The organism is Guopingia tenuis, assembly GCF_014384805.1.
GTDB lineage: Bacteria > Bacillota > Clostridia > Christensenellales > Christensenellaceae > Guopingia > Guopingia tenuis.
The window spans coordinates 55,497-76,046 of sequence record NZ_JACRSS010000003.1 but is presented as its reverse complement, the minus strand read 5'-3'; the positions used below and the strand labels follow the sequence as shown (position 1 = coordinate 76,046).

Below are 20,550 nucleotides of genomic sequence, written 5' to 3'. Positions count from 1 at the left end.
TTCCCAACAGACTGAAATGCCGTCCTTTGGACGGCATTTTTTATTTATCTTTTATCTGTATCAAGTTTGATTTCCCCATTTGATTCCTCAAAAGCCCGGATACATTGACGAATTAAATAAATGATCTGTCCATTTACAGAACGACCTTCATATTTTGCGATATAACGAAGCTTACCGTGCAACTCAGGCTCCACTTCAATTCCTAAATGCTTATTATTTTTGTTTCTCAAATAAACACCGCCGTAATAATCTTATTTTAAGTATATTTTAAGATTAGTTTGCGGTATAATGTTTAAAGTATACTTATTTTAAGTATACTAAATTTGGAAAGGAGATAATTCTATGAAGGTAACCTTTTTTGGACACAAAAATACCCCTCAGGAAATCCAGCCGAAGCTAGAGGGGATATTAGCAGATTTAATTGAGAACGATGGAGCGGATACCTTCTATGTGGGAAATCAGGGCTGTTTTGATTTCATGGTGCGAAGGACTCTTCAAAGATTAAAAAAGACGTATCCACACATTACCTATACCGTGGTTTTGGCATATATGCCCGGTGTCCGCACCGGGCATGCCCCAGATGGCTGCCCGGAAACGATATATCCGGAGGGAATGGAAAACACGCCGCTGAAATTTGCCATAATAAAAAGAAACCAATGGATGATCGACCAGTGTGATACGGTTGTAACCCATGTGAAATATCCCTTTGGCGGGGCGGCCCGATTTAAAGAATTTGCAGAGAAAAAAGGCAAGCGAGTAATCAATATTACATGCTGCGCAGAAAATACCGAAACAACATAAATACGGTTGACGCTCACCTGTGCCGGTACAGCTTTCCATATTCCACCGGCTTGTCCGAAAAGCTCAGAAGCTCATCTACCGTGACGAACTGATAGCCCTGCTCGGCCAATACGGGAAGGATCCGCTCCATGGCGGCCAGCGTCGTGGGATAGAGGTCGTGGCAGAGGATGATGCGCCCGCTTTTGGCCTCTGCCGTAATGACGTTATACACGGCGTCGGCATTGCGGGTCTTCCAATCCAGGGAATCCACGGTCCAGTTGGCCATATACATTTCCAGCTCTTTGGTCACCTGTTTGATGGTATCGTTGAAAGCGCCGTAGGTGGGGCGATACATGCGGATGCGGTAGCCGCCGGTCACCTGGGCCACAATATCATTGGTATCCGCGAGCTGTTTTTTGGCGTCCTCGGCAGAAAGCTCGGTCATTTTGGGGTGAGTCCAGGTGTGGTTGGCGATCTGATGCCCGTCTGCTGCCATGCGCTTCACGACCGCCGCATGCTTGGCAACCCGGCTGCCCACCACACAGAAGGTGGCGCGGCCGTTATAGCTTTCAAAGAGATCCAGCAGCTTGGGCGTAACTTCCCCATGAGGGCCGTCGTCAAACGTGAAGGCGATCATGGGCTTATCCGGATCGATGGAGCGGCCCTGGGAAACCGGCGGGGAGGGCGCCGGCGCAGGGACAGGAGCGGCCAGGGAGGCAAGCTCGGAGGCGGTCAGATCTACCTGCATATCCTGGGTGGCCCCGGCGAGGGAATTTTTTAGGAAATAGACGACAGCGCCGGTTTTTGTGAGCTGAAGGTTCGTCAGCCCGGAAAGGGCGACCGGCGTGGCGGCAAAATCCAGATTCGGATTCTGTTCCTTCAGCTTGGCCGTGACCAGGGTGTTGAGCGCAGTCTCATATCCCTCGGCAAACAGGTCGCCGGCGCCGAGCAAAGCGCCGGATTCCAAATTAAAATTGAGGGTATAGAGAACCGAAGCGGGTTCCCCCAGACCGGCGTACATATACTGTCCCTTTTCCAGGATGCTGGCTCTCTTGCCATCCGCGAGGGAGAGGGAAGAATAGTCCAAAAGAATGCTTCCCTTTTCTGTTTCCGGATGCTCGGCCCGATAGCCCTCGATCTCCGTTTTGATGGGAGCAAGGGCGCTTTGCAAAGCCTTGGAGATTTCATCGTCAATGGAAGGAACGTTGGCCTTGGGAATAAAAGCCGTAACCGTCCAGGCATCGCCCTCCTCCGTATATAGCTCGGGAACGCCGAATTCTTCGGCGCCTGCCGCATGCTGCGGCGCGCTGGGAGACGGCGCCGGGGAAGGCGAAGGCGTGACCTTGGGCATCTCGCTGCATCCCGCAAAACCGGCAAGCAGGAGGGCGGCGGCAGAAAGGGACAGGATTTTTCGTATATTCATAAAAAGAAGTACTCCTTAGTATAAGCTTTGTCCGTATTTACTATACACTTTCAGTATACAGCCTGACAAGACAAAATACCGCAAACGATACAATCTTTTTACAAGGGTTTCGACAGGTTTCTCTGCCGCCCGGCTCCAAAAAAAGGAAAAGCCAAAAATACTTTGACAAACCCGGCAAAAAACCATATAATGTTGGCTAGGCTTATATGTCTTTTGGAAAGAGACACGCCATGATGCAGGAAAGCCTTCAGCGAGCGGGGAAGGGTGCAAGCCCGGCGGCGGATGCGCATGGTATCACTTTTTCCTGCAACCGCGCACTGTGCGCCGTAGGCTGTGCGTTAAACAGAATCGAGCGCCCCTGGGAAACCGGGGGAAGATAGGTGGTACCGCGGCTTTCCCGTCCTATAGAGGGGAAGGCCTTTTTTATTTTCAAAAATATTTGCAGGAGTGAGAGGAATGTATAAAAAAGTTTCGACGGATCTAAACTTCGTGAAACGCGAAGAGGAGGTTCTTGCGTTCTGGAAGGAAAACGAAATTTTCCATAAGGCCCAGAAAGCCGGGGAGGGGAAGCCGGAATTCACGTTCTATGACGGCCCGCCGACCGCCAACGGCAAGCCGCATATCGGGCATATCCTGACCCGCTGCATCAAGGACCTGTTCCCCCGCTATAAGTCCATGGAGGGCTATAACGTCCTGCGCAAAGCCGGATGGGATACCCACGGGCTGCCCGTGGAGCTGGAAGTGGAAAAGCTGCTGGGGCTGGACGGCAAGGAGCAGATTGAGGAATACGGCGTTTCGGATTTTATTCAGAAATGCAAGGAAAGCGTCTGGAAATATAAAGGCGAATGGGAGAAAATGTCCGACCGCGTGGGATACTGGGCGGATATGGAAAATCCCTATGTTACCTATGACAACGACTATATCGAATCCGTGTGGTGGTCGCTGAAGCAGATCCATGAAAAGGGCCTGCTCTATAAGGGGCACAAAGTCGTCCCCTATTGCCCCCGCTGCGGAACCGCCCTTTCCTCCCATGAGGTGGCGCAGGGGTATAAGGACGTGAAGGAAACGTCGGCCACCGCCCGTTTCCGCTGCACGGATGACGACGCCAGCTATCTGGCATGGACGACGACCCCCTGGACCCTGCCCAGCAACGTATGCCTCTGCGTCAACGCCAACGTGGAATACTGCAAGGCGAAAAAGGACGGCGAATCCTTCATTCTGGCCAAGGACCTGGTGGGGAGCGTTCTCGGGGAAGAGGGCGTGGAAATCGTCGAAACCTATATGGGTTCGCAGCTCGTGGGCCGCAGCTATCAGCCGCTTTTTGAATGCACGGCCAAGGCATGCGGCGGCGAAAAGGCCTTCTATATCATCGCAGACGACTATGTCACCACCACCGACGGCACCGGCATCGTGCATAACGCGCCGGCCTTTGGTGAGGACGACGCCCGGGTCTGCATGGAAAACCATCTGCCCTTCATCCAGCTGGTGAACACCAAGGGCGAGATGTGCGGCGGGACGCCCTGGGACGGAACCTTTGTCAAGGATGCGGACAAGCTCATCATCGAAGCGCTCCGGGAAAAGGGCCTGCTGTTTGACGCGCCCGAGTTTGAGCACAGCTATCCCTTCTGCTGGCGCTGCAACACCCCGCTGATCTATTACGCCCGCAGCACCTGGTTTATCAAGATGACCGCCCTTCGGGACCATCTGCTGAAAAACAACGCCTCTGTCAACTGGCTGCCCGAGACTATCCGGGACGGGCGCATGGGCAATTTCCTGGAAAACGTCATCGACTGGGGTGTTTCCCGGGAACGCTATTGGGGAACGCCGCTGCCGGTCTGGACCTGCAAATGCGGCCATATCCATGTGATCGGCTCCCGGGAAGAGCTTCGGAAGATGGGCAAAAACGTGCCCGAGGATATCGAGCTGCATAAGCCCTATATCGATGAAATCAAGCTCACTTGCCCGGAATGCGGCGGGGAGATGACCCGCGTGAGCGAAGTGATCGACTGCTGGTATGATTCCGGCTCCATGCCCTTCGCGCAGTGGCACTATCCCTTTGAACACAAGGAGGAGTTTGAGAAGCGGTTCCCTGCGGACTTCATCAGCGAGGCCGTGGACCAGACCCGCGGCTGGTTCTATACCCTGCTGGCCATCGGGACGCTGATCTTTGACAAGGCTCCCTTTAAAAACTGCATCGTGCTGGGGCATGTGCAGGATAAGGACGGGCGCAAGATGTCTAAGCACATCGGCAATGTCGTCGATCCCTGGTCGGTTCTGGATAAGCAGGGAGCGGATGCGGTCCGCTGGTATTTCTATTCCAATTCGGCACCCTGGCTGCCCAACCGGTTCTATGATGAGGCGGTTTCGGAATTCCAGCGCAAGTTTATGGGGACGATCTGGAATACCTATGCCTTCTATGTCCTCTATGCAGAGATCGACGGGTTTGACCCGACGAAATATGAGCTTCGCAAAGATGGCCTGCCGGTTATGGACCGCTGGGTGCTCTCCCGCCTGAATTCCCTTGTAGGGGCGGTGCGGGGCTATCTGGACACCTATCACATCACCGAGGCGACCCGGGAGCTCACCAAGTTTGTGGATGAACTTTCCAACTGGTATGTCCGCCGCTGCCGCGACCGCTATTGGGGCAAGGAAATGACCCAGGACAAGATCGACGCCTATATGACGCTCTATATCGTCCTGGAAACCCTCTGCCGGCTGATCGCGCCCTTCACGCCCTTCATGACAGAGGCGATTTATCAGAACATCGTCCGCAGCGTCGATACAGAGGCTCCCGAGAGCGTACATCTTTGCAGCTATCCCGTCGTGGATGAGAGCCGGGTGGACAAGGAGCTGGAAGCCAACATGGAAAATGTGCTCCAGATCGTGGCGCTGGGACGGGCCTGCCGGAACGCCGCCAACATCAAAAACCGCCAGCCCATCGGCAAGCTGTTTGTGGGCGGGCTTTCGGATCTGCCGGAGATGTATGCCGATGTCGTCAAGGGCGAGCTGAACGTCAAAGAGGTGGAGCTGGGCGCTGCCACCGAGGAATACATTACCTATCTGGTGAAGCCGCAGATGCGGACGCTGGGGCCGCGCTATGGCAAGCTGCTTGGCGGCATCCGCAATCACCTCATGAATGGAGACGGCACGAAGATCGCCGGGGCCGTGAAGAACGGCGGAACCTATACTTTCTCGCTGGATGGCCAGGAGATCGCCCTCAAGGAAGAAGATCTTCTCATCGAACCCAAGCAGAAAGAGGGATATGCCGTGGAAACCGACGGCGGCCTGGCTGTGATTTTGGATACCGAGCTGACTCCGGAACTCATTGAGGAGGGCTATGTCCGGGAGATCATCAGTAAGGTGCAGACCATGCGCAAGGAGGCCGGGTTCGAGGTGGTGGATCATATCCGCCTCTCTGCGGCGGGCAACGAGAAGATTCTCGCCGTAATGGAAAAGAATAAGAGCCAGATTGCCGGAGAGGTTCTGGCAGACAGCATCGAGCTGGGGAGCGTCAGTGGATATCAGAAGGAATGGGATATCAACGGGGAAAAGACGAGCTTTGGCGTGGAAAAGCTGGGCTGAAGGAAACCGAACGGGCAAAAAAGCAAATAAAAGCAAGACGGGCGCTGGGAAACGCCCGTCTTATGCTATCACATGCAATATAGAGGAGAACCAAGGAGGGAAAGAGATTGAAGAAACAGCAGGGCATCAAGACATGGCGCAAGGTAATGTATGGCGTGGGGGAAATCTCCAATACGCTCATTTTCACCGTGGTTCCCCTGTTTTTGATGTTTTATTTGACGGATGTGTTGGGTATCCCCGCCGGATGGGCGGCAGTTGTCAGCTTTGCGGGAAATATCTGGGATGCGATTACCGATCCCTATGCGGGATATAAATCGGATACCTGCCGGAGCCGGCTGGGCAAACGGCGGCCCTTTTTCCTATATATGGCGCTTCCCATGGCGGCAGCCTTTGGCCTGATGTTCTCCATCCCCACGGGAGAAACCATGGCGGTCAAGCTGATTCTGATTATCCTGGCATATATGCTGCTCCTGGTGCTCTCCACCTTTTTCATCGTGCCGTATCTGGCCTATGGTATGGAGATCGACCCCACTTATGACGGGCGCACTTCGGTTTCTGCCTGGCGGATGCTGTTTTCCATTGCCTTTGGGCTGGTGGGGGCGACCATCCCCTCCATGATCTGGAAATCCGCGGATGTGGTTTCCCAGGGATTCTCCCAGATGGCCTGGATCATGGCCATTCCCATCGCCATTTCGCCGCTGTTTGCCTTTTTCAGCGGCAAGGAGCCCAAGAGTGAAATCAAGCCCAAAACCAAGACCCAGCGCACCAGCTTTTTCAAGGACCTGCGCCGGGCCGTGAAAAACAAGGATTTCAACAAGGGCCTCGCCATCTATGTGTTTTCCTGGATGGGAATTGCCGTTTTGCAGCTTCTGCTCATCTATTATGTGAAATATGTGCTGCTGATGTATGACGAATATGCCTTGATTGCCGGCATCATCTTTGGCCTGGCTATCGCGTTTCTGCCCTTCTGGGTCTGGGTCAGCAATAAGTTTGACAAGCGCAAGGCCTATATCTGGGGCGCGGCGCTGTTCTGCGTGACGCTCTGCTGTCTGGCGCTGCCCACGGACTTTGTCCGCAGCATTGTGTGGGTGCTGGTGCCTCTATTGGGCATCGGCGTATCCGCCCTGCATGTCATGCCTTCCGCTATCGTGCCCGAAGCCATCGACCGGGCCATTGCTGCGGATCACACGACGGGAAGCGGAAGCTATACCGGCGTGATGACATTTTTAACCAAAATCGGAAATGCCGCATTCAGCGCCCTCATTATGGGCATACTGGGATGGTGCGGATATATCTCCACGGCGGAAGAAGTTTTCGTCGAGCAGCCGGCAGGGGCCATTCTGGCCATCAAGCTGCTGCTGGTTATCATGCCGCTCATCGTGTTTGTGGCGGGAATGATCGTCTGCGCCAAATTCAAAATCGGGCGCGAAGATGCAAAACAGGAGGGAACCGCGCAGAAAGAAGGCTGAAAATGGCGGTGACTGTGAAAAAAGAACGGGGAAGAGGAGGAAAAGCGTTTTGGGGCCTTCCCGGGCTTTTGGGGCAGGAGCCGGGCCTCTGGTTGGAAAAAAAGGAAGATGCCCTTTCTGGAAGTACGCACCATGCCTCCTGTTTTCTGGCATGGGAGGACGGACAGCCGGCGGCGCGGATATTTGTGGATAAGAGCGCAGAGCTTTCCCGGAAACGGGGAGAGCCCTGTGCTCTTTTTGGGCTTTTGATGGGAAAAAAACAGGAAGCTGTGCAGGCCGTGCTGGAAGCGGCGGAAAGGGAAGCCCGCCGGCTGGGGGCCGCGCGCCTTTTGGGGCCGCTTCATCCCCGGGACTGGGAGCAGGGACGCGGCCTGCTTTTGGGCGGGGAATGCTTTGGCCGCCGGGACCCGGATTGGATGCGGGAATGTCTGGAAAAGAAAGGATATCGGGAATGGAAAGCCTGGGATGTCCTGACAATAAAAGCGGAGCAGATCCCTGTCCTGCGGCTCGAAAAGGCCGCGGCCTGGGCAAAACAGCGACATGGCTATGTTGCGGTTTCCATGGGGCCGGAAAATACCCGGCGGATGGCGGGCGATGTGGCGGCCATCCTGCGTGCGGCGGGCGAGTATCCCCAAAACGGTTTTGGGAAAATGGCGCGGGAAATGGGATATCTGTTAGACCCGACGGTTTCCTATATCGTATACGACCGCGCAGGCCGGCCTGCGGCCTGCCTGGCCGGGATGCCGGATTATGACTGGATCGCCCGGCAGATGCAGGGCAGGTGGGGCCTGCGGCATGCCGGGGAATTCCAGCGCCTGTGCGCAAAGGCTCCGGGGTGTCGGTTCTTCTTGCAGGCCGCAGTTCCCGCAGCCCAGGGAAAAGGGGCCATCCTTTCGGCCTATGCCGCCGCCCTGGAAGGGGTGGAAAAACGGGGATATAGCTATATACAGGCCGGCCTCATGGGAGAAGTAGCGTGGCTATCCCGGCATACCTGCCGGGCCTTGGGCGGAACGCCCGCCTGCCGCGCGGCAGTCTTTGAAAAAAACTTGTAAAAAGTTGAAAATGCCGCTTGCAGTTTGCAAAAAAACGAGTATACTAAAAAAGGATCAAATCCGGGAAGGAGGAAAAACAAGTGGATAATTGCGGCCGAAGTAAAAGTATGGACACAGACGATCATTTGTGCAGCAGGAAAGCCGCGGCGCTTGTCTTTCTGCGGGGATAGCCCCCTTCCTTTTTATTTCTTAAGGAAACAAATCATCGGATAAAAAATTCATTCCATATCCCCGCGGGGCGGCAGAAAAAACAGCCGCGCGAGGGGAAGAATGCTGTGCCCTTTTTTCACTTCCCGCCTTGGAACGAAAAAAACGAGCAAGGAGGGCTTGAAAAATGGAACGTCAATTTGCAGATCTTATGCAGCTTTTGGAGGAGCGCCGGTTTGCCGCGCTCCGGGATGCGCTTCAGGAAGAAAACGAAATCGATATTGCGGATTTTCTGGAATCGCTGGATGCGGAGGAAGCAGCGGTTGTCTTTCGTATGCTCAAAAAAGAGATGGCGGCGGAGGTTTTTTCCAACTTGTCCGCGGATACCCAGAAGGTCATTGTGGATTCCATCACCGACCAGGAGATCGTGGGCATCATTGAAGATTTATATGTGGACGACGCGGTGGACGCGCTGGAGGAGCTGCCTGCCAACGTAGTGAAGCGCATCCTGAAAAACGCAAAGCCGGAGACGAGGAATCTCATCAACCAATTTCTCAAATATGAGGAAAACACGGCCGGCAGCATTATGACGGCGGAATTTGTGGATCTCAAGCGGGGCATGACCGTGGCAGAAGCCATCGCACATATCCGCCGCACCGGCGAGGACCGGGAAACCATCTATACCTGTTATGTTACCGGCCCCAGCCGGGTGCTGGAAGGGGTTGTGACCGTCAAAGAGCTTTTGCTTTCCCGAGATGACCAGCGGATCGAAGAGATTATGGACGACGATGTCATATGTGTGACGACGACGGAGGACCGGGAGGAGGTCGCCCGGACGCTGGCGAAATATAACCTGCTGTCCCTGCCGGTGGTGGATCAGGAAAACCGGCTGGTGGGCATTGTAACCATTGACGACGCTGTGGAGGTCATGGAACAGGAGGCCACGGAGGACTTTGAAAAAATGGCGGCTATGTCGCCCTCGGAAAAGCCTTATCTCAAAACCGGCGTTTTCACCATGGCCCGCAAACGGTTCATGTGGCTGCTGGTGCTCATGGTTTCGGGCATGATTACCGGGGGTATTCTCGGGCAATATGAGGCCGCCTTTGCCTCCATGCCCCTTTTGGTGACTTTTATCCCCATGCTGACGGACACGGGCGGCAACGCGGGCTCCCAGAGCAGTACTCTGGTGATCCGCGGCATGGCGCTTTCCGAGATTTCCACGAAGGATCTGTTTGCCGTCATGTGGAAGGAAATTCGGGTGAGCCTGATTGTAGGCATAGGGCTGGGAGCTGTCAACTTTGTTCGCCTGATCCTGACGTACCCGGGCAATGAAATGGTGGCACTGACGGTGACGCTGGCGCTGGTGGCCACCGTGCTGATCGCCAAGACCATCGGCGGGGCTCTCCCGATTCTGGCCAAGTTCCTCAAGGCGGATCCGGCAATTATGGCGGCGCCGCTGATTACCACGATCGTGGATGCGCTGTCGCTCATCATTTATTTTACAATTGCATCCCATCTGCTTCCCATTTGACTGCGGAAGCGGAACAATAGAGGCAGAACGGATTACCAGCCGCTCTGCCTTTGCTGTTATTCCGGAAAATGGGAAAAGACCTTTGACGGGGGCGGCGTTTGGGGGTATACTATACATACAGCAACACAACAAAAGAAAAGAGGAGTGCGTTATGAAGGATTTGACGAGCAGTTTTATGTTGAACAATGGGCTTTCCATTCCCTGCGTGGGATATGGCACGTTCCAGACGCCCAACGACGAGACTTGTGCGGCTGTGTTGGAGGCCATCAAAGTGGGATACCGCCATATCGATACAGCGGCGTTTTATGGAAATGAAGAGGGCGTGGGAGAAGCCGTCCGCAAAAGCGGCGTGCCCCGGGAACAGCTGTTCATCACCAGCAAGGTTTGGAACAGTGACCGCGGCTATGAAAAAACCAAGGCTGCGTTTGCCAAGACCATGAAGAACCTGCAGATGGAGTATCTCGATCTTCTGCTGATCCACTGGCCGGCCAACCGCAAACAGTTTGGCGACGCCGCCAAGGGGATCAACGCCGAGACCTGGCGCGCCATGGAGGAACTCTACCAGGAAGGGAAGATCAAAGCCATCGGCCTTTCCAACTTCCTCCCGCATCATATCGACGAGCTGATGGAAACCGCGCAGATCAAGCCGATGGTAAACCAGATCGAGTTCCATCCGGGATGGGCGCAGACGGATATCGTGGAATACTGCCTGAAAAATGACATTGTCGTGGAGGCATGGAGCCCCCTGGGCCGCAAGGATGCGCTGGAAAACGAGACGCTGAAATCCATTGCGGCGAAATATGGGAAATCTGTGGCGCAGCTCTGCATCCGCTGGGTGCTGCAGCATGGCGTTCTGCCCCTGCCCAAGTCTGTAACCCCCAGCCGGATTCTGGAAAACACCAAGGTCTTTGATTTCACCATCGATGCGGCGGATATGCAGGCCATTGACGCCCTGAAAAACATTGGCGGACAGTGCGCTCTGCCGGACGAAGTGGATTTCTGAGGCGGCATGACGGCGGTGCAGTAAAGAAGGCGCGGCCGGACAAAAATGAAGAACAGAATAAAACACACCTGGGACGGTAGGCCGCTCCAGGTGTGTTTTGCTTTTGCCGCCGGAAAAGGAAAAATCACCTGTGGACAGATGCGAAGCCATCGGGAAGAGTCCTTTTGCCGCAGACAATGCGCTATAACAGGTCAAAAATCAATTTGATGATGGATCCGATAAAGATCAGACCGCCGATGCCGCCGATGATTCCATAGATCTTTCGGGATTCCCGGTCGTCCTTTTCTTTCCTGAAGTAGTAAAAACTCGCTCCAAGAACCATTGCGCCGATGACAGCGCCGATAATGCTGATTGCCATGTTCTATTTCCTCCTTTTCCAATGGTAAAGCAACGCCGAATTGATGATGACGAGCACCGATCCGGCGTTATGCACCAACGCCCCCACAACTGGGTTGAGAATTCCGGTGATGGCCAGGGCAATGGCCAGGAAATTCAGACCCATGGAGAAGCTCAAATTGCATTTGATGGTGGTCATCATCCGTTTGGATAGGGCGATGAGATGGGGGAGTTCCCGCACTTCGTCATCCACCAGGGCGATATCCGCCGCATCAACTGCGATGTCGCTGCCCACGCCGCCCATGGCGATCCCCACATCCGCCTTTTTGAGGGCAGGCGCATCGTTGACCCCGTCTCCGATCATACAGACGGACTCTCGGTTTTTCTGATACATGCCAATGCAGTCCAATTTGTCTTCGGGCAGGCAATTGGCATGAATTTCACCGATATGAAGCTGCCGGGCGATAGCTGCGGCGGCATTTTCGTTATCTCCCGTGAGAAGGACTGGCTGAACGCCAAGCCCGGCCAACGCCTGGATCATGCCCGCACTTTCCGCCCGCACAGTATCGGAAAGGACGAGATATCCGGCCAGACGTTGGTCCGCCGCCATATAAATGACTGTGCATCCCTGGGAGAGATACGGGTCCAGTTGGGCTGCGGAGGCATCGTCCAGGGCGATGCCCTGTTCTGCCAACATTTCCCGGTTGCCCGCCAGGACAATTTTTCCCTGGACCCGGGCAAAAACGCCCCGGCCCGGGAGCATCCGGAAATCCTCCGCCGGGAGAAGGACTCTGCCGGATTCCTTTTTATAGCAGGCAGTCACCGCCCGGCCCAAGGGATGCTCGGAAAACTGCTCCGCGGCGGCGCAGAGGGCGTATACCTCGGATTGCGTCATTTCCGGCAGGACGCTGGCGGCATGAATGACCTGCGGCGTGCCATAGGTGAGGGTGCCGGTCTTGTCAAAGGTGATTTTTGTCACTTTCGCCAGCCGTTCCAGGGCGTCGCCTTCCCGGACGAGAAAGCCGTGCCTGGCGGCGTTGCCGATGGCGGCCATGATGGCGGTGGGTGTGGCGAGAACCAGGGCGCACGGGCAAAAGACGACGAGAATGGTCACCGCCCGGATGATCTCACCGCTGATCAGCCATGTCAGGACGGCGGCGCTCAGGGCGATCACGACGATCCATGTGGCCCAGCGGTCTGCGATGCCAACAATTTTTGCCTTTCCCGCGTCAGCCGACTGCACCAGACGGATCATGCGCTGGATGGAGCTGTCCTCGCCAACCTTGTCCGCCCGCATTTCAAAGGCGCCGAATTGATTGACTGTTCCGCTGGAAACCGCATCCCCGGCGGCTTTATCCACCGGCAGGGATTCGCCGGTCATGACCGCCTGGTTTACTGAGGTCTGGCCGGAGAGGATGACGCCGTCCACCGGGACAGTCTCGCCGGGGAGCACCCGGAGAATATCGCCGACCCGCACCTGTTCAGCGGGGAGGATGCGCTCGGCGCCATCGGAGATGACCCGCGCCGTCTGGGGCGTCAGATGAACCAGCTTTTCGATTCCCGCGCGGGCTTTGGACACCGTGAGATCCTCCAGCAGGGCGCCCAGCTGCATGATAAAGGCGACTTCGCCGGCTGCAAAATCCTCGCCGATGCAGATGGAGGCGATCAGGGCCAGGGAGACTAAAACGTCTGCTTTAATGTCAAAAGCAGTGATCAGGCCGATAAGAGCTTCCAAAATGATGGGAACGCCGCATAATATGATGGAAACCCATGCGGGATCCAAAGGGAGGGGCGCATGGAAGAGGCTCAGCAGGAGAGCAATGCCGGAAATGGATAAGAGCGCGATATCCTTTTTCGTGCCGCCCAGTTCCAGAATATGCTCGAGCTTTGCCATGAGCGTTTTCATAGGATCTCCTTTCCCATATACCTAATGGGGTATATGTATAGTTCAATTATACATATAGGGGTATAGGTTGTCAAGGCGTTTGTATGCTGCAGAGAATAGAAAGTGAGAAAGGATTTGGTCTGTTTAGCTATGCCGCGGATGGATATTTGGGCAAAAAAATAACAGCGGCAGCATACAACAGCCAGCTGTTATGATAGGGCGACGCCCTGCGTCATGTCATGTTGGCAAAACGCTCCACCGCCTTTGTGAAGCTCTCGATGGTCTTGTCGGCGTCGCCATGCGCGATGCCGTCCCGGACGCAATGCTGGATATGGCCTTCCAGCACCACCTTGCCGCAGCCATGAAGCGCTGACTTGGCGGCGTTGATTTGGGACAGAACATCCTCGCAGGGGATATCTTCGTCGATCATCCGGTCAATCGCCTGCACCTGCCCGATGATTTTTTTCAGCCTCCGGTGCAGATTTTCAGAGTCCATACATTGTCTCATGCTTCCGCCTCCAATACAATACGGGGTATATGTATTATATATTGTATCGGCGCGGGCATCTTCTGTCAATGCCGGAAACCGAAGCCAAAGCGGGAAATAAAAAGGCGCGCCGCAGCAAAAACAGCCTTTTGCGGCACGCTTAAGATCTATTTCCCCGGCAAGAGAAAAATTACGTTCCGGAAGCTGCCGGCTGGGCAGTCAGGGAAGAAGGGGAAGGGCTGACCTGTGATGCAGCTGCCGGAGCAGGCAGGTCATCAAGACTTTTCAGGGTGTATCCATTGGCCTGCCATTTATCAATGACATCGCCCAGAATCTGCGCGTTGGTGGCAGAATTGGAATGGAGCAGAAGGACGGCGCCAGGGTGTGTGCGCTTCAGGATTTTTTCCATGGCGGCGGAGGCGTCGGGCTGCTCGTCGTTGAGCCAATCCTTATAGGCAAAGCTCCAGAATACGACGGTATACCCCTCCTGATCGGCAATTTTAAGCATGCGTTCGCAGTATTTTCCCTCCGGCGGCCGAAGATATTTGGGCATTTCCTTTCCCACAATCTCTTTATATTTTGCCGCCAGACCATCCACTTCTGCCGCGAATTCCTCCTGACTGGAGATGGCGGATAAATCCTTGTGGTTCAGAGTGTGATTGCAGACCAGATGGCCCTCCGCTTCCATTCGTTTGATGAGGTCTGGATTGCTTTCCATATAATGCCCGGTGACAAAAAAAGCTGCGGGAACCTTTTTTTCTTTTAATATATCCAGAATCTTTTCCGTGTTTCCGTTTTCATAGCCCACGTCAAAGGTCAAAAAGAGATCCTGGCTGTCCGGGCTTCCCAGATACCGCACATTGTCATATTGGGAAAGGAAAGCTGCGTTGTCTGCAACGACAGGCTGCCGGCCGTCCTCCCGGGGCTTGAAATACCAGCTGTAGGAACTGGATTCGGTGTGTGATACTGTGGTAACAGCCGGCTGCACAGTGAGCGCCACCAGGGCAACGGCCAAAAAAACCAGCGCAACGGCGCAGCTGGTGATGATGAGATTGCTTTTCATAGAGAGCTCCTTCCCTCTTGTCGATTCTAAGATATAAATATGAGAGGGAAGGAGCGTTTATGCGGGACGGTTTATTGCGGGATTTCTCCGCGGGTTACGTTATGCACCCATTTGCCGCTCTTCATGCGCAGATAGCAGAGAATGGCCTTGATGGGAACGTCGATGCGAAGGAGGATATAGGTGATAAGGGCGGGCAGATGGAGCACCAGGCCGCCGATCAGTCCCAGGGGGATGGAAAGCAGCCAAAGGGTCAGAACATCCACATACATGGAATATTTGGTGTCGCCGCCGCCCCGCATGACGCCGACAATGGCAATGCTGCTGATAGAATCGATGAAAACGATCAGGGAAGTGACGATCAGGAAGGACATGGAGAGCTCTTTTGTCGCTTCGGGAATCTCATAGAGGGATACGATGGGCCCCCGCAGGAAAAAGAGGCCGAGCGCCAGAACAAAGCCGAATCCCACGCTTAAATACATGCAGGTATTGGCGCATTGCTTGGCATAATCCACCCGCCCGGCGCCGATTTCCCGGCCAATGATGATGCAGGCGGCGTTGCAGATGCCGAACACGATCACCGTGGCCACCTGCTGAACCGAAGAGGCGATGCTGGAGGCGGCCACGGCGTCACTTCCCAGGCGGCCCAGAACCACCGAGATCATGGAAATGCCCACGCCCCAGATAAATTCATTGCCCACGACAGGCGTGCTGTATCTGACAAAATCCCGCAGCAGGGCTCGCTTGAAGCGGAAAAGCGTATGAAACCGGAAGCCGATGACCTTATCCCGGAACCGGATATAGACGAGCAGAAAAAGAAATTCGACAAACCGGGCGGTCAGCGTGGCGATAGCCGCACCCCGGACCCCCAGGGCCGGCATCCCCAGCTTTCCAAAAATGAGAACCCAGTTGAGAAATACGTTGAGGACAAAGGCCATGGCGTTGGCCAGCAGCGTTACCTTTACCACCTGGACACTCCGCAGCACCAGAACCAGCGTGTTGGAGATGCCATAGAGGAAATAGGTCCAGCCCACGATGCGGAGATATTCGACGCCGACGGGGATCAATTCTTCCTTATCCGTAAAGATGCGCATGAAAAATTCCGGAAACAGCAGAACCGCCGCTCCGATGAGAACCGAAAAGGCAATGGTGATGCTTAAAGTCATGGAGACGACTTTGCGGACGGTCGCCATGTCCTTCTTTCCATAATACTGGGTGATCAGGACGGCACCGCCGCCCGCCAGGCCAAAGCAGAGCATGGAGAACATGAAGAAGGGCTGGTTTGCCAGAGAGACCCCGGAAAGAGCTGTCTCAGAAACCGCCCCCACCATGACGTTATCCATCAGATTCAGGCCGAATTTGATGAGATCCTGCAAAGCGATGGGCAAGGCAAGGGCAACAAGGGTTTTATAAAAACTCTTTTCTTTGATGAACTGCACGGGCGACCTCCAAAATATACGTTGTGTTTTCGTGTTTCCTAGTATATCATATTTATAATGAAAGTGTTAGCGGCGAGGAGAGAAAAATGCGGAAAATCCAGGGAAAAAAGAAAAAATCCCCGTTTTTGATCGTTTTGATGGTTGTCTGTTTGGCGGTCTTTGTTTTCTGCGCTGTCCAGATCGCAAAAATTCTGCTGGAAGACCAGGCGGGAAACAGCGCGGCTGAAGAGACTGTAAAGAAATATGTGATCACCCGGGAGCCGGACTCCGCCGGTGGGGAAGATAAGGAGCCGGCGGCATATGCGGTGGATTTTGCCGCGCTCCAGGCAGACAATCCGGATGTCTGCGGCTGGCTATATTCTCCGGGAACGGTGATTGAATATCCCGTTTTGCAGGGGGAGGACAACGACTATTATCTGGACCATACCCTGACGGGGGAAAAGCATAAATATGGAAGCCTGTTTTTGGATATGAACAATGCGCCGGACTTTACCGATCCGAACACGGTGATCTATGGGCACCGCATGAACAGCGGGGCTATGTTTGGAAGCCTGCCCCAATATGAAAAGCAGGAATACTATGAAGAGCACCCCACCATGCAGCTATATACGCCCCAGGGCAGCTACATGCTGGAAATTTTCTCGGCTTTTGTGGCAAAAACTTCGGAGAAATACTATCAGCGCACCTTTGCTTCCCAGGAGGAATTTGCGGATTTTCTCGAAATATTTCGGGATAAATCTGCAATAGCGACAGATGTGGAAGTGGGGCCGGAGGACCGCATTGTGACGCTTTCCACCTGCACGAAAAACGGCGGGGACGACACGCGTTTTGTCGTGATGGCCCGGCTTGTGGCGGAGGCATAGCAAAAGGAAGGGAAAAAGCGAGAAAAAAATGCTTTAGAAGGCTTGCAATTCCCCGGGGTTTTGGGTATAATAATCATCGTGCCGTGTGGCTTCACGCGGACATGCTGACGTAGCTCAGTAGGTAGAGCACTTCATTGGTAATGAAGAGGTTCGGCAGTTCGAATCTGCTCGTCAGCTCCACGGGTGACGGCCCGAGCGAATATCGCAATTCACTTTGGTGAGTTGCGATATTTTTGTTGCCCGAAAGGAAATATCCATTTCGGCAATATCTACCACGTCGCAACAAGCGGCATTGACATGACCTCCTCGCAAAAGCGATGGGGTCGTTGTCTTATGCCGCTGATACTCCTATTCCGAGAAAAGTCACGCTTGCTGCGGTTATGCCCTTATAAACGCGGGCATAACCGCCTCCACTGTGCTCCATTTTTTCTCGACTTTGAAATCGATAGTTTAATCATATTCGATAAGCGTAAGTGGTTTGCGAATTATTTATATCCTGAAAACAAATATCTGTTCCGTAAGACTCCACCGTGCCGTATCATGCAGCACAAATATAGGGTCACGCAAAAACGTGGCCCTATTGTTTTGGATGCATACCCTTGTAATATGCCCTTATATTGCGGTAAATTTGACAGCGGGAAGGTGGGAAATCGAGAGGGGATGCTATAAGCGCAACGGCCATGGATACAGAAACATGAGATTCCGGCAGGGAACTTCTAAAAAGTCGAATGCGGCGAAATCACGAAAATGTACAGATATCTGATCGAAAAGAGGATAAGCCCAAGCGTAAGGTTCCAGATTCATGACAACAGCGTAAAGAAGCCATTGCATGCAGCCTGCCGGGCGGGGAAAATGGGGTATTTCAAGCCGGTATTCCGCAGAAATCTTGTCTTCTTTGTTTTCATATCCTGGGTTGCGTTTATGTATAAAACGGTACTTTTGCGGCGGATGGAGGAATACATGCCTCCGTTTCCTGCAAAAAGGGAAAAGCACCGGAAAGGACTGTCCCTTTTTCTTGACGGAGAGAGGGAAAACCCGGTATAATCAAGTTGGCCTGGAAATTGCAGCCAGGAAAAAAGGACTTATGCCTGCGGGGTGCATAGAAATCCCCGCTTTTTGGGAAAATAAATCCATAGGGAAAGGAAGGAAAAGCGCATGCATTGCACGAGAGAAGTCACAAAAGATATCATTTGGGTGGGCGGAAACGACCGCCGGCTGGCCTTGTTTGAAAATTTGTTCCCCATTCCGGATGGGGTTTCCTATAATTCCTATGTCATTCTGGATGAAAAGACAGCGGTAATGGACACAGTGGATGCCTCCATCACGCGCCAGTTTATTGAGAATGTGGAGCATGCTTTGGGCGGCCGGAAGCTGGATTATCTTGTGATCAACCATATGGAACCGGATCACTGCGCCACGATCGGGGAGCTTCTGCGGATCCATCCCGAGCTGACGCTGGTGGGAAACGAAAAGACTTTCCGCCTGATTTCGCAGTTCTATGATATCGATATGGAGGGGCGGACCTTGGCTGTCAAGGAGGGAGATACCCTCTGCCTTGGCAAACACACGCTGCATTTTGTCTTTGCTCCCATGGTGCACTGGCCGGAGGTCATGATGGCCTATGAGGAAAGCGAAAAAATCCTGTTTGCCGCCGATGCCTTTGGCTCCTTTGGCGCCCATAACGGCGCGCTGTTCAGCGACGAAGTGGCGGATGCAAAGGCGGAGCTGCCCGAAATGCGACGGTATTACGGCAATATCGTCGGCAAATACGGCCCGCAGGTTCAGGCGGTTTTGAAAAAGGCGGCAGGGCTGGACATTGCGGTTATCTGCCCGCTGCATGGCCTCATCTGGCGAGGCGATTTCGGCTGGGTGCTGGAGGCCTATGATAAATGGAGCAAATACGAACCGGAGGAAAAATCCGTGGTGGTGTTCTATGCCTCCATGTATGGCGATACCCAGAATGCGGCGGAAATTCTGGCCGGGATGCTGGCCCAGGAGGGTGTGAAGGGCATCCGGGTTTATGACGTATCCAAAACCCACGTTTCCTATCTCATTTCCGAAGTGTTCCGGTGCAGCCATCTGGTGATGGCGGCTCCGACGTATAACAACGGCCTGTATCCGGCTATGGAAAACCTTTTGACGGATATGGCGGCCCTGAATCTGCAAAACCGCACAGTGGGGCTGATTGCCAACGGTTCCTGGGCGCCCCAGTCCGGGAAGATCATGGATGCAAAGCTGAGCGCCATGAAGAATATGCGGGTACTGGATGGCACTGTGACGCTGCGTTCCTCCCTAAAGGAGGAGCAGACAGAGGAGCTGGCCGCCCTCTGCCGGCAGATCGTGGAAAGCCTGTGACACGAAAAAAAGCCGGGAAGCTGCATTCCCGGCTTTTTTCATATCTTTGTGACAAAGTTACAGAACCTTTCTCCTTTTTTGCATAAGATAAAGAAAAACAAAAAAGGAGGGCGAACGATGAGCGTCGTCACAATCACAAAAAAGAATTTTCAAAAGGAAGTTTTGCAGGCGAAGCAGCCCGTGCTTTTGGATTTCTGGGCGGAATGGTGCGGGCCGTGCCAGATGCTTTCCCCGGTGGTGGAGGAGGTCGCCCGCCAGGTGAAGGATGTAAAGATCGGGAAGATCAACGTGGATGAGGAGCAGGAGCTGGCCATGCAGTTTCGGGTGATGAGCATTCCCACGCTGGCCTACATAAAAAATGGGACTGTGGTGGAAAAATCTGTGGGGCTGAAATCCAAAGAAGGAATTCTGGACCTGATGGGCAAATAGAGTCAGCCTGTCAAGCGACGACAAAGGGAAGGAGGATGAGATATGCAGTATCTGCTGACATTTTTAGAAGGAGTGATTTCCTTCATCTCCCCCTGCCTTTTGCCCATGCTGCCCGTCTATATCTCCTATTTTGCCGGAGAAGGCGGCGGGGAGGGAAACAGGCGGGTCTGGCCCCGGGCGCTGGCGTTTGTCCTTGGGTTTACGGTGGTCTTTGTGGCGCTGGGGCTGTTTGCCGGGGCGCTGGGCAGTCTGCTCCGGAAGTATCAGATGGTGTTTCAGATCGTCTGTGGGCTGATCGTTGTGATCCTGGGCCTGAGCTTCTTGGGCGTGATCCGCATCCCGCTGTTTTCCGGCGGGAAGGCGGGGCGGGAAATCGCCGTGCGAGGCGTGATTTCAGCCTTTCTGTTCGGGCTGGTGTTCTCCATCAGCTGGACGCCATGCGTGGGTGCGTTTCTGGGAGCGGCCCTGATGCTGGCCTCCCAGCAGGCTTCGGTCTGGCAGGGGCTTTTGCTGCTCCTCTGCTATTCCCTGGGCCTGGGGATTCCCTTCCTGGTGAGCGCCGTTCTCATCGGGAAGCTGAAAACCGCCTTTGATTTCATCAAGCGGCATTACAAAACCATCAACCTGATTTCGGGAATTTTCCTGATTCTCATGGGGATTCTCATGATGACCGGCCTGTTGGCCCGACTGCTGTCCCTGCTGAGTTAGC

The 20,550-nt window shown here is 54.1% G+C and carries 17 protein-coding genes and 1 tRNA gene; 11 read left to right on the top strand and 7 right to left on the bottom strand.

The genetic code is table 11. The annotated features are described in order from the left end of the window. Nucleotides 1–44: 44 nt before the first annotated feature. Nucleotides 45–230 carry a hypothetical protein gene (locus H8693_RS06965; protein WP_249280388.1) on the bottom strand — a complete coding sequence of 62 codons (186 nt, stop codon included), beginning with the start codon at nucleotides 228–230 and terminating at the stop codon, nucleotides 45–47. 112 nt (nucleotides 231–342) lie between these two features. Here H8693_RS06965 and H8693_RS06960 point away from each other — a divergent pair, with 112 nt between their 5' ends. Further along, on the top strand, nucleotides 343–801 hold the full coding sequence (locus H8693_RS06960; protein ID WP_249280387.1) for a hypothetical protein: 459 nt from the start codon (nucleotides 343–345) through the stop codon (nucleotides 799–801). Nucleotides 802–814: 13 nt separating this feature from the next. Here the strand turns inward: H8693_RS06960 and H8693_RS06955 are convergent, their stop codons facing one another. Beyond that, nucleotides 815–2,203: a polysaccharide deacetylase family protein gene (locus tag H8693_RS06955; RefSeq protein ID WP_249280386.1), complete on the bottom strand. Its 1,389-nt coding sequence runs from the start codon at nucleotides 2,201–2,203 to the stop codon at nucleotides 815–817. A 456-nt stretch (nucleotides 2,204–2,659) separates the two neighbouring features. On the opposite strand from H8693_RS06955, the gene ileS reads away from it, so the two are divergent. From ileS to H8693_RS06930, 5 genes are all read left to right on the top strand, one after another. Beyond that, nucleotides 2,660–5,785: an isoleucine--tRNA ligase gene (ileS, locus tag H8693_RS06950; RefSeq protein WP_249280385.1), complete on the top strand. Its 3,126-nt coding sequence runs from the start codon at nucleotides 2,660–2,662 to the stop codon at nucleotides 5,783–5,785. A 107-nt stretch (nucleotides 5,786–5,892) separates the two neighbouring features. Beyond that, nucleotides 5,893–7,254 carry an MFS transporter gene (locus H8693_RS06945; RefSeq protein ID WP_249280384.1) on the top strand — a complete coding sequence of 454 codons (1,362 nt, stop codon included), beginning with the start codon at nucleotides 5,893–5,895 and terminating at the stop codon, nucleotides 7,252–7,254. A gap of 2 nt (nucleotides 7,255–7,256) precedes the next feature. Next, nucleotides 7,257–8,306, top strand: a complete 1,050-nt coding sequence (locus tag H8693_RS06940) for a hypothetical protein (protein ID WP_249280383.1) — start codon at nucleotides 7,257–7,259, stop codon at nucleotides 8,304–8,306. Nucleotides 8,307–8,640: 334 nt separating this feature from the next. After that, nucleotides 8,641–9,984 carry a magnesium transporter gene (gene mgtE / locus H8693_RS06935; RefSeq protein ID WP_249280382.1) on the top strand — a complete coding sequence of 448 codons (1,344 nt, stop codon included), beginning with the start codon at nucleotides 8,641–8,643 and terminating at the stop codon, nucleotides 9,982–9,984. Nucleotides 9,985–10,135: 151 nt separating this feature from the next. Beyond that, nucleotides 10,136–10,987: an aldo/keto reductase gene (locus H8693_RS06930; protein ID WP_178621346.1), complete on the top strand. Its 852-nt coding sequence runs from the start codon at nucleotides 10,136–10,138 to the stop codon at nucleotides 10,985–10,987. Nucleotides 10,988–11,168: 181 nt separating this feature from the next. Here the strand turns inward: H8693_RS06930 and H8693_RS06925 are convergent, their stop codons facing one another. The 5 genes from H8693_RS06925 to H8693_RS06905 all read right to left on the bottom strand — a co-directional run bounded on the left by H8693_RS06925 (nucleotide 11,169) and on the right by H8693_RS06905 (nucleotide 16,194). Beyond that, nucleotides 11,169–11,345 carry a hypothetical protein gene (locus tag H8693_RS06925; protein WP_178621348.1) on the bottom strand — a complete coding sequence of 59 codons (177 nt, stop codon included), beginning with the start codon at nucleotides 11,343–11,345 and terminating at the stop codon, nucleotides 11,169–11,171. A gap of 3 nt (nucleotides 11,346–11,348) precedes the next feature. Continuing rightward, nucleotides 11,349–13,229 carry a heavy metal translocating P-type ATPase gene (locus tag H8693_RS06920; RefSeq protein WP_249280381.1) on the bottom strand — a complete coding sequence of 627 codons (1,881 nt, stop codon included), beginning with the start codon at nucleotides 13,227–13,229 and terminating at the stop codon, nucleotides 11,349–11,351. Nucleotides 13,230–13,440: 211 nt separating this feature from the next. After that, nucleotides 13,441–13,716, bottom strand: coding sequence for a metal-sensing transcriptional repressor (locus H8693_RS06915; protein WP_249280380.1), 276 nt, complete (start codon nucleotides 13,714–13,716; stop codon nucleotides 13,441–13,443). Nucleotides 13,717–13,885: 169 nt separating this feature from the next. After that, the gene (locus tag H8693_RS06910; protein WP_178621354.1) at nucleotides 13,886–14,758 is read right to left on the bottom strand and encodes a polysaccharide deacetylase family protein; all 873 of its coding nucleotides are present in this window, start codon (nucleotides 14,756–14,758) and stop codon (nucleotides 13,886–13,888) included. A 71-nt stretch (nucleotides 14,759–14,829) separates the two neighbouring features. After that, nucleotides 14,830–16,194: an MATE family efflux transporter gene (locus tag H8693_RS06905; RefSeq protein WP_249280379.1), complete on the bottom strand. Its 1,365-nt coding sequence runs from the start codon at nucleotides 16,192–16,194 to the stop codon at nucleotides 14,830–14,832. 86 nt (nucleotides 16,195–16,280) lie between these two features. Between H8693_RS06905 and srtB the strand changes: the two genes are divergently transcribed. The 5 genes from srtB to H8693_RS06880 all read left to right on the top strand — a co-directional run bounded on the left by srtB (nucleotide 16,281) and on the right by H8693_RS06880 (nucleotide 20,549). Further along, nucleotides 16,281–17,057 (top strand): class B sortase, encoded by a 777-nt coding sequence (gene srtB / locus H8693_RS06900; protein ID WP_249280378.1) that lies wholly within the window; start codon nucleotides 16,281–16,283, stop codon nucleotides 17,055–17,057. Between the two features lie 103 nt (nucleotides 17,058–17,160). Next, a tRNA-Thr gene (locus H8693_RS06895) sits at nucleotides 17,161–17,237 on the top strand. A gap of 975 nt (nucleotides 17,238–18,212) precedes the next feature. After that, entirely contained in the window at nucleotides 18,213–19,412 is a 1,200-nt protein-coding gene (locus tag H8693_RS06890) for an FprA family A-type flavoprotein (protein WP_249280377.1), read from the top strand. A gap of 117 nt (nucleotides 19,413–19,529) precedes the next feature. Beyond that, complete coding sequence (gene trxA, locus H8693_RS06885) at nucleotides 19,530–19,841, top strand: thioredoxin (protein ID WP_178621302.1); 312 nt, start codon at nucleotides 19,530–19,532, stop codon at nucleotides 19,839–19,841. Between the two features lie 42 nt (nucleotides 19,842–19,883). Continuing rightward, complete coding sequence (locus H8693_RS06880) at nucleotides 19,884–20,549, top strand: cytochrome c biogenesis CcdA family protein (RefSeq protein ID WP_249280376.1); 666 nt, start codon at nucleotides 19,884–19,886, stop codon at nucleotides 20,547–20,549. Nucleotide 20,550 lies beyond the last annotated feature (1 nt).

Bases quoted from the DNA above. Each gene is read 5' to 3' on its own strand.
- H8693_RS06960 (WP_249280387.1), top strand. From the start codon at position 343: ATGAAGGTAACCTTTTTTGGACACAAAAATACCCCTCAGGAAATCCAG.
- H8693_RS06955 (WP_249280386.1), bottom strand. From the start codon at position 2,203: ATGAATATACGAAAAATCCTGTCCCTTTCTGCCGCCGCCCTCCTGCTT.
- ileS (WP_249280385.1), top strand. From the start codon at position 2,660: ATGTATAAAAAAGTTTCGACGGATCTAAACTTCGTGAAACGCGAAGAG.
- H8693_RS06940 (WP_249280383.1), top strand. From the start codon at position 7,257: ATGGCGGTGACTGTGAAAAAAGAACGGGGAAGAGGAGGAAAAGCGTTT.
- mgtE (WP_249280382.1), top strand. From the start codon at position 8,641: ATGGAACGTCAATTTGCAGATCTTATGCAGCTTTTGGAGGAGCGCCGG.
- H8693_RS06930 (WP_178621346.1), top strand. From the start codon at position 10,136: ATGAAGGATTTGACGAGCAGTTTTATGTTGAACAATGGGCTTTCCATT.
- H8693_RS06925 (WP_178621348.1), bottom strand. From the start codon at position 11,345: ATGGCAATCAGCATTATCGGCGCTGTCATCGGCGCAATGGTTCTTGGA.
- H8693_RS06920 (WP_249280381.1), bottom strand. From the start codon at position 13,229: ATGAAAACGCTCATGGCAAAGCTCGAGCATATTCTGGAACTGGGCGGC.
- H8693_RS06915 (WP_249280380.1), bottom strand. From the start codon at position 13,716: ATGAGACAATGTATGGACTCTGAAAATCTGCACCGGAGGCTGAAAAAA.
- H8693_RS06910 (WP_178621354.1), bottom strand. From the start codon at position 14,758: ATGAAAAGCAATCTCATCATCACCAGCTGCGCCGTTGCGCTGGTTTTT.
- srtB (WP_249280378.1), top strand. From the start codon at position 16,281: ATGCGGAAAATCCAGGGAAAAAAGAAAAAATCCCCGTTTTTGATCGTT.
- H8693_RS06890 (WP_249280377.1), top strand. From the start codon at position 18,213: ATGCATTGCACGAGAGAAGTCACAAAAGATATCATTTGGGTGGGCGGA.
- trxA (WP_178621302.1), top strand. From the start codon at position 19,530: ATGAGCGTCGTCACAATCACAAAAAAGAATTTTCAAAAGGAAGTTTTG.
- H8693_RS06880 (WP_249280376.1), top strand. From the start codon at position 19,884: ATGCAGTATCTGCTGACATTTTTAGAAGGAGTGATTTCCTTCATCTCC.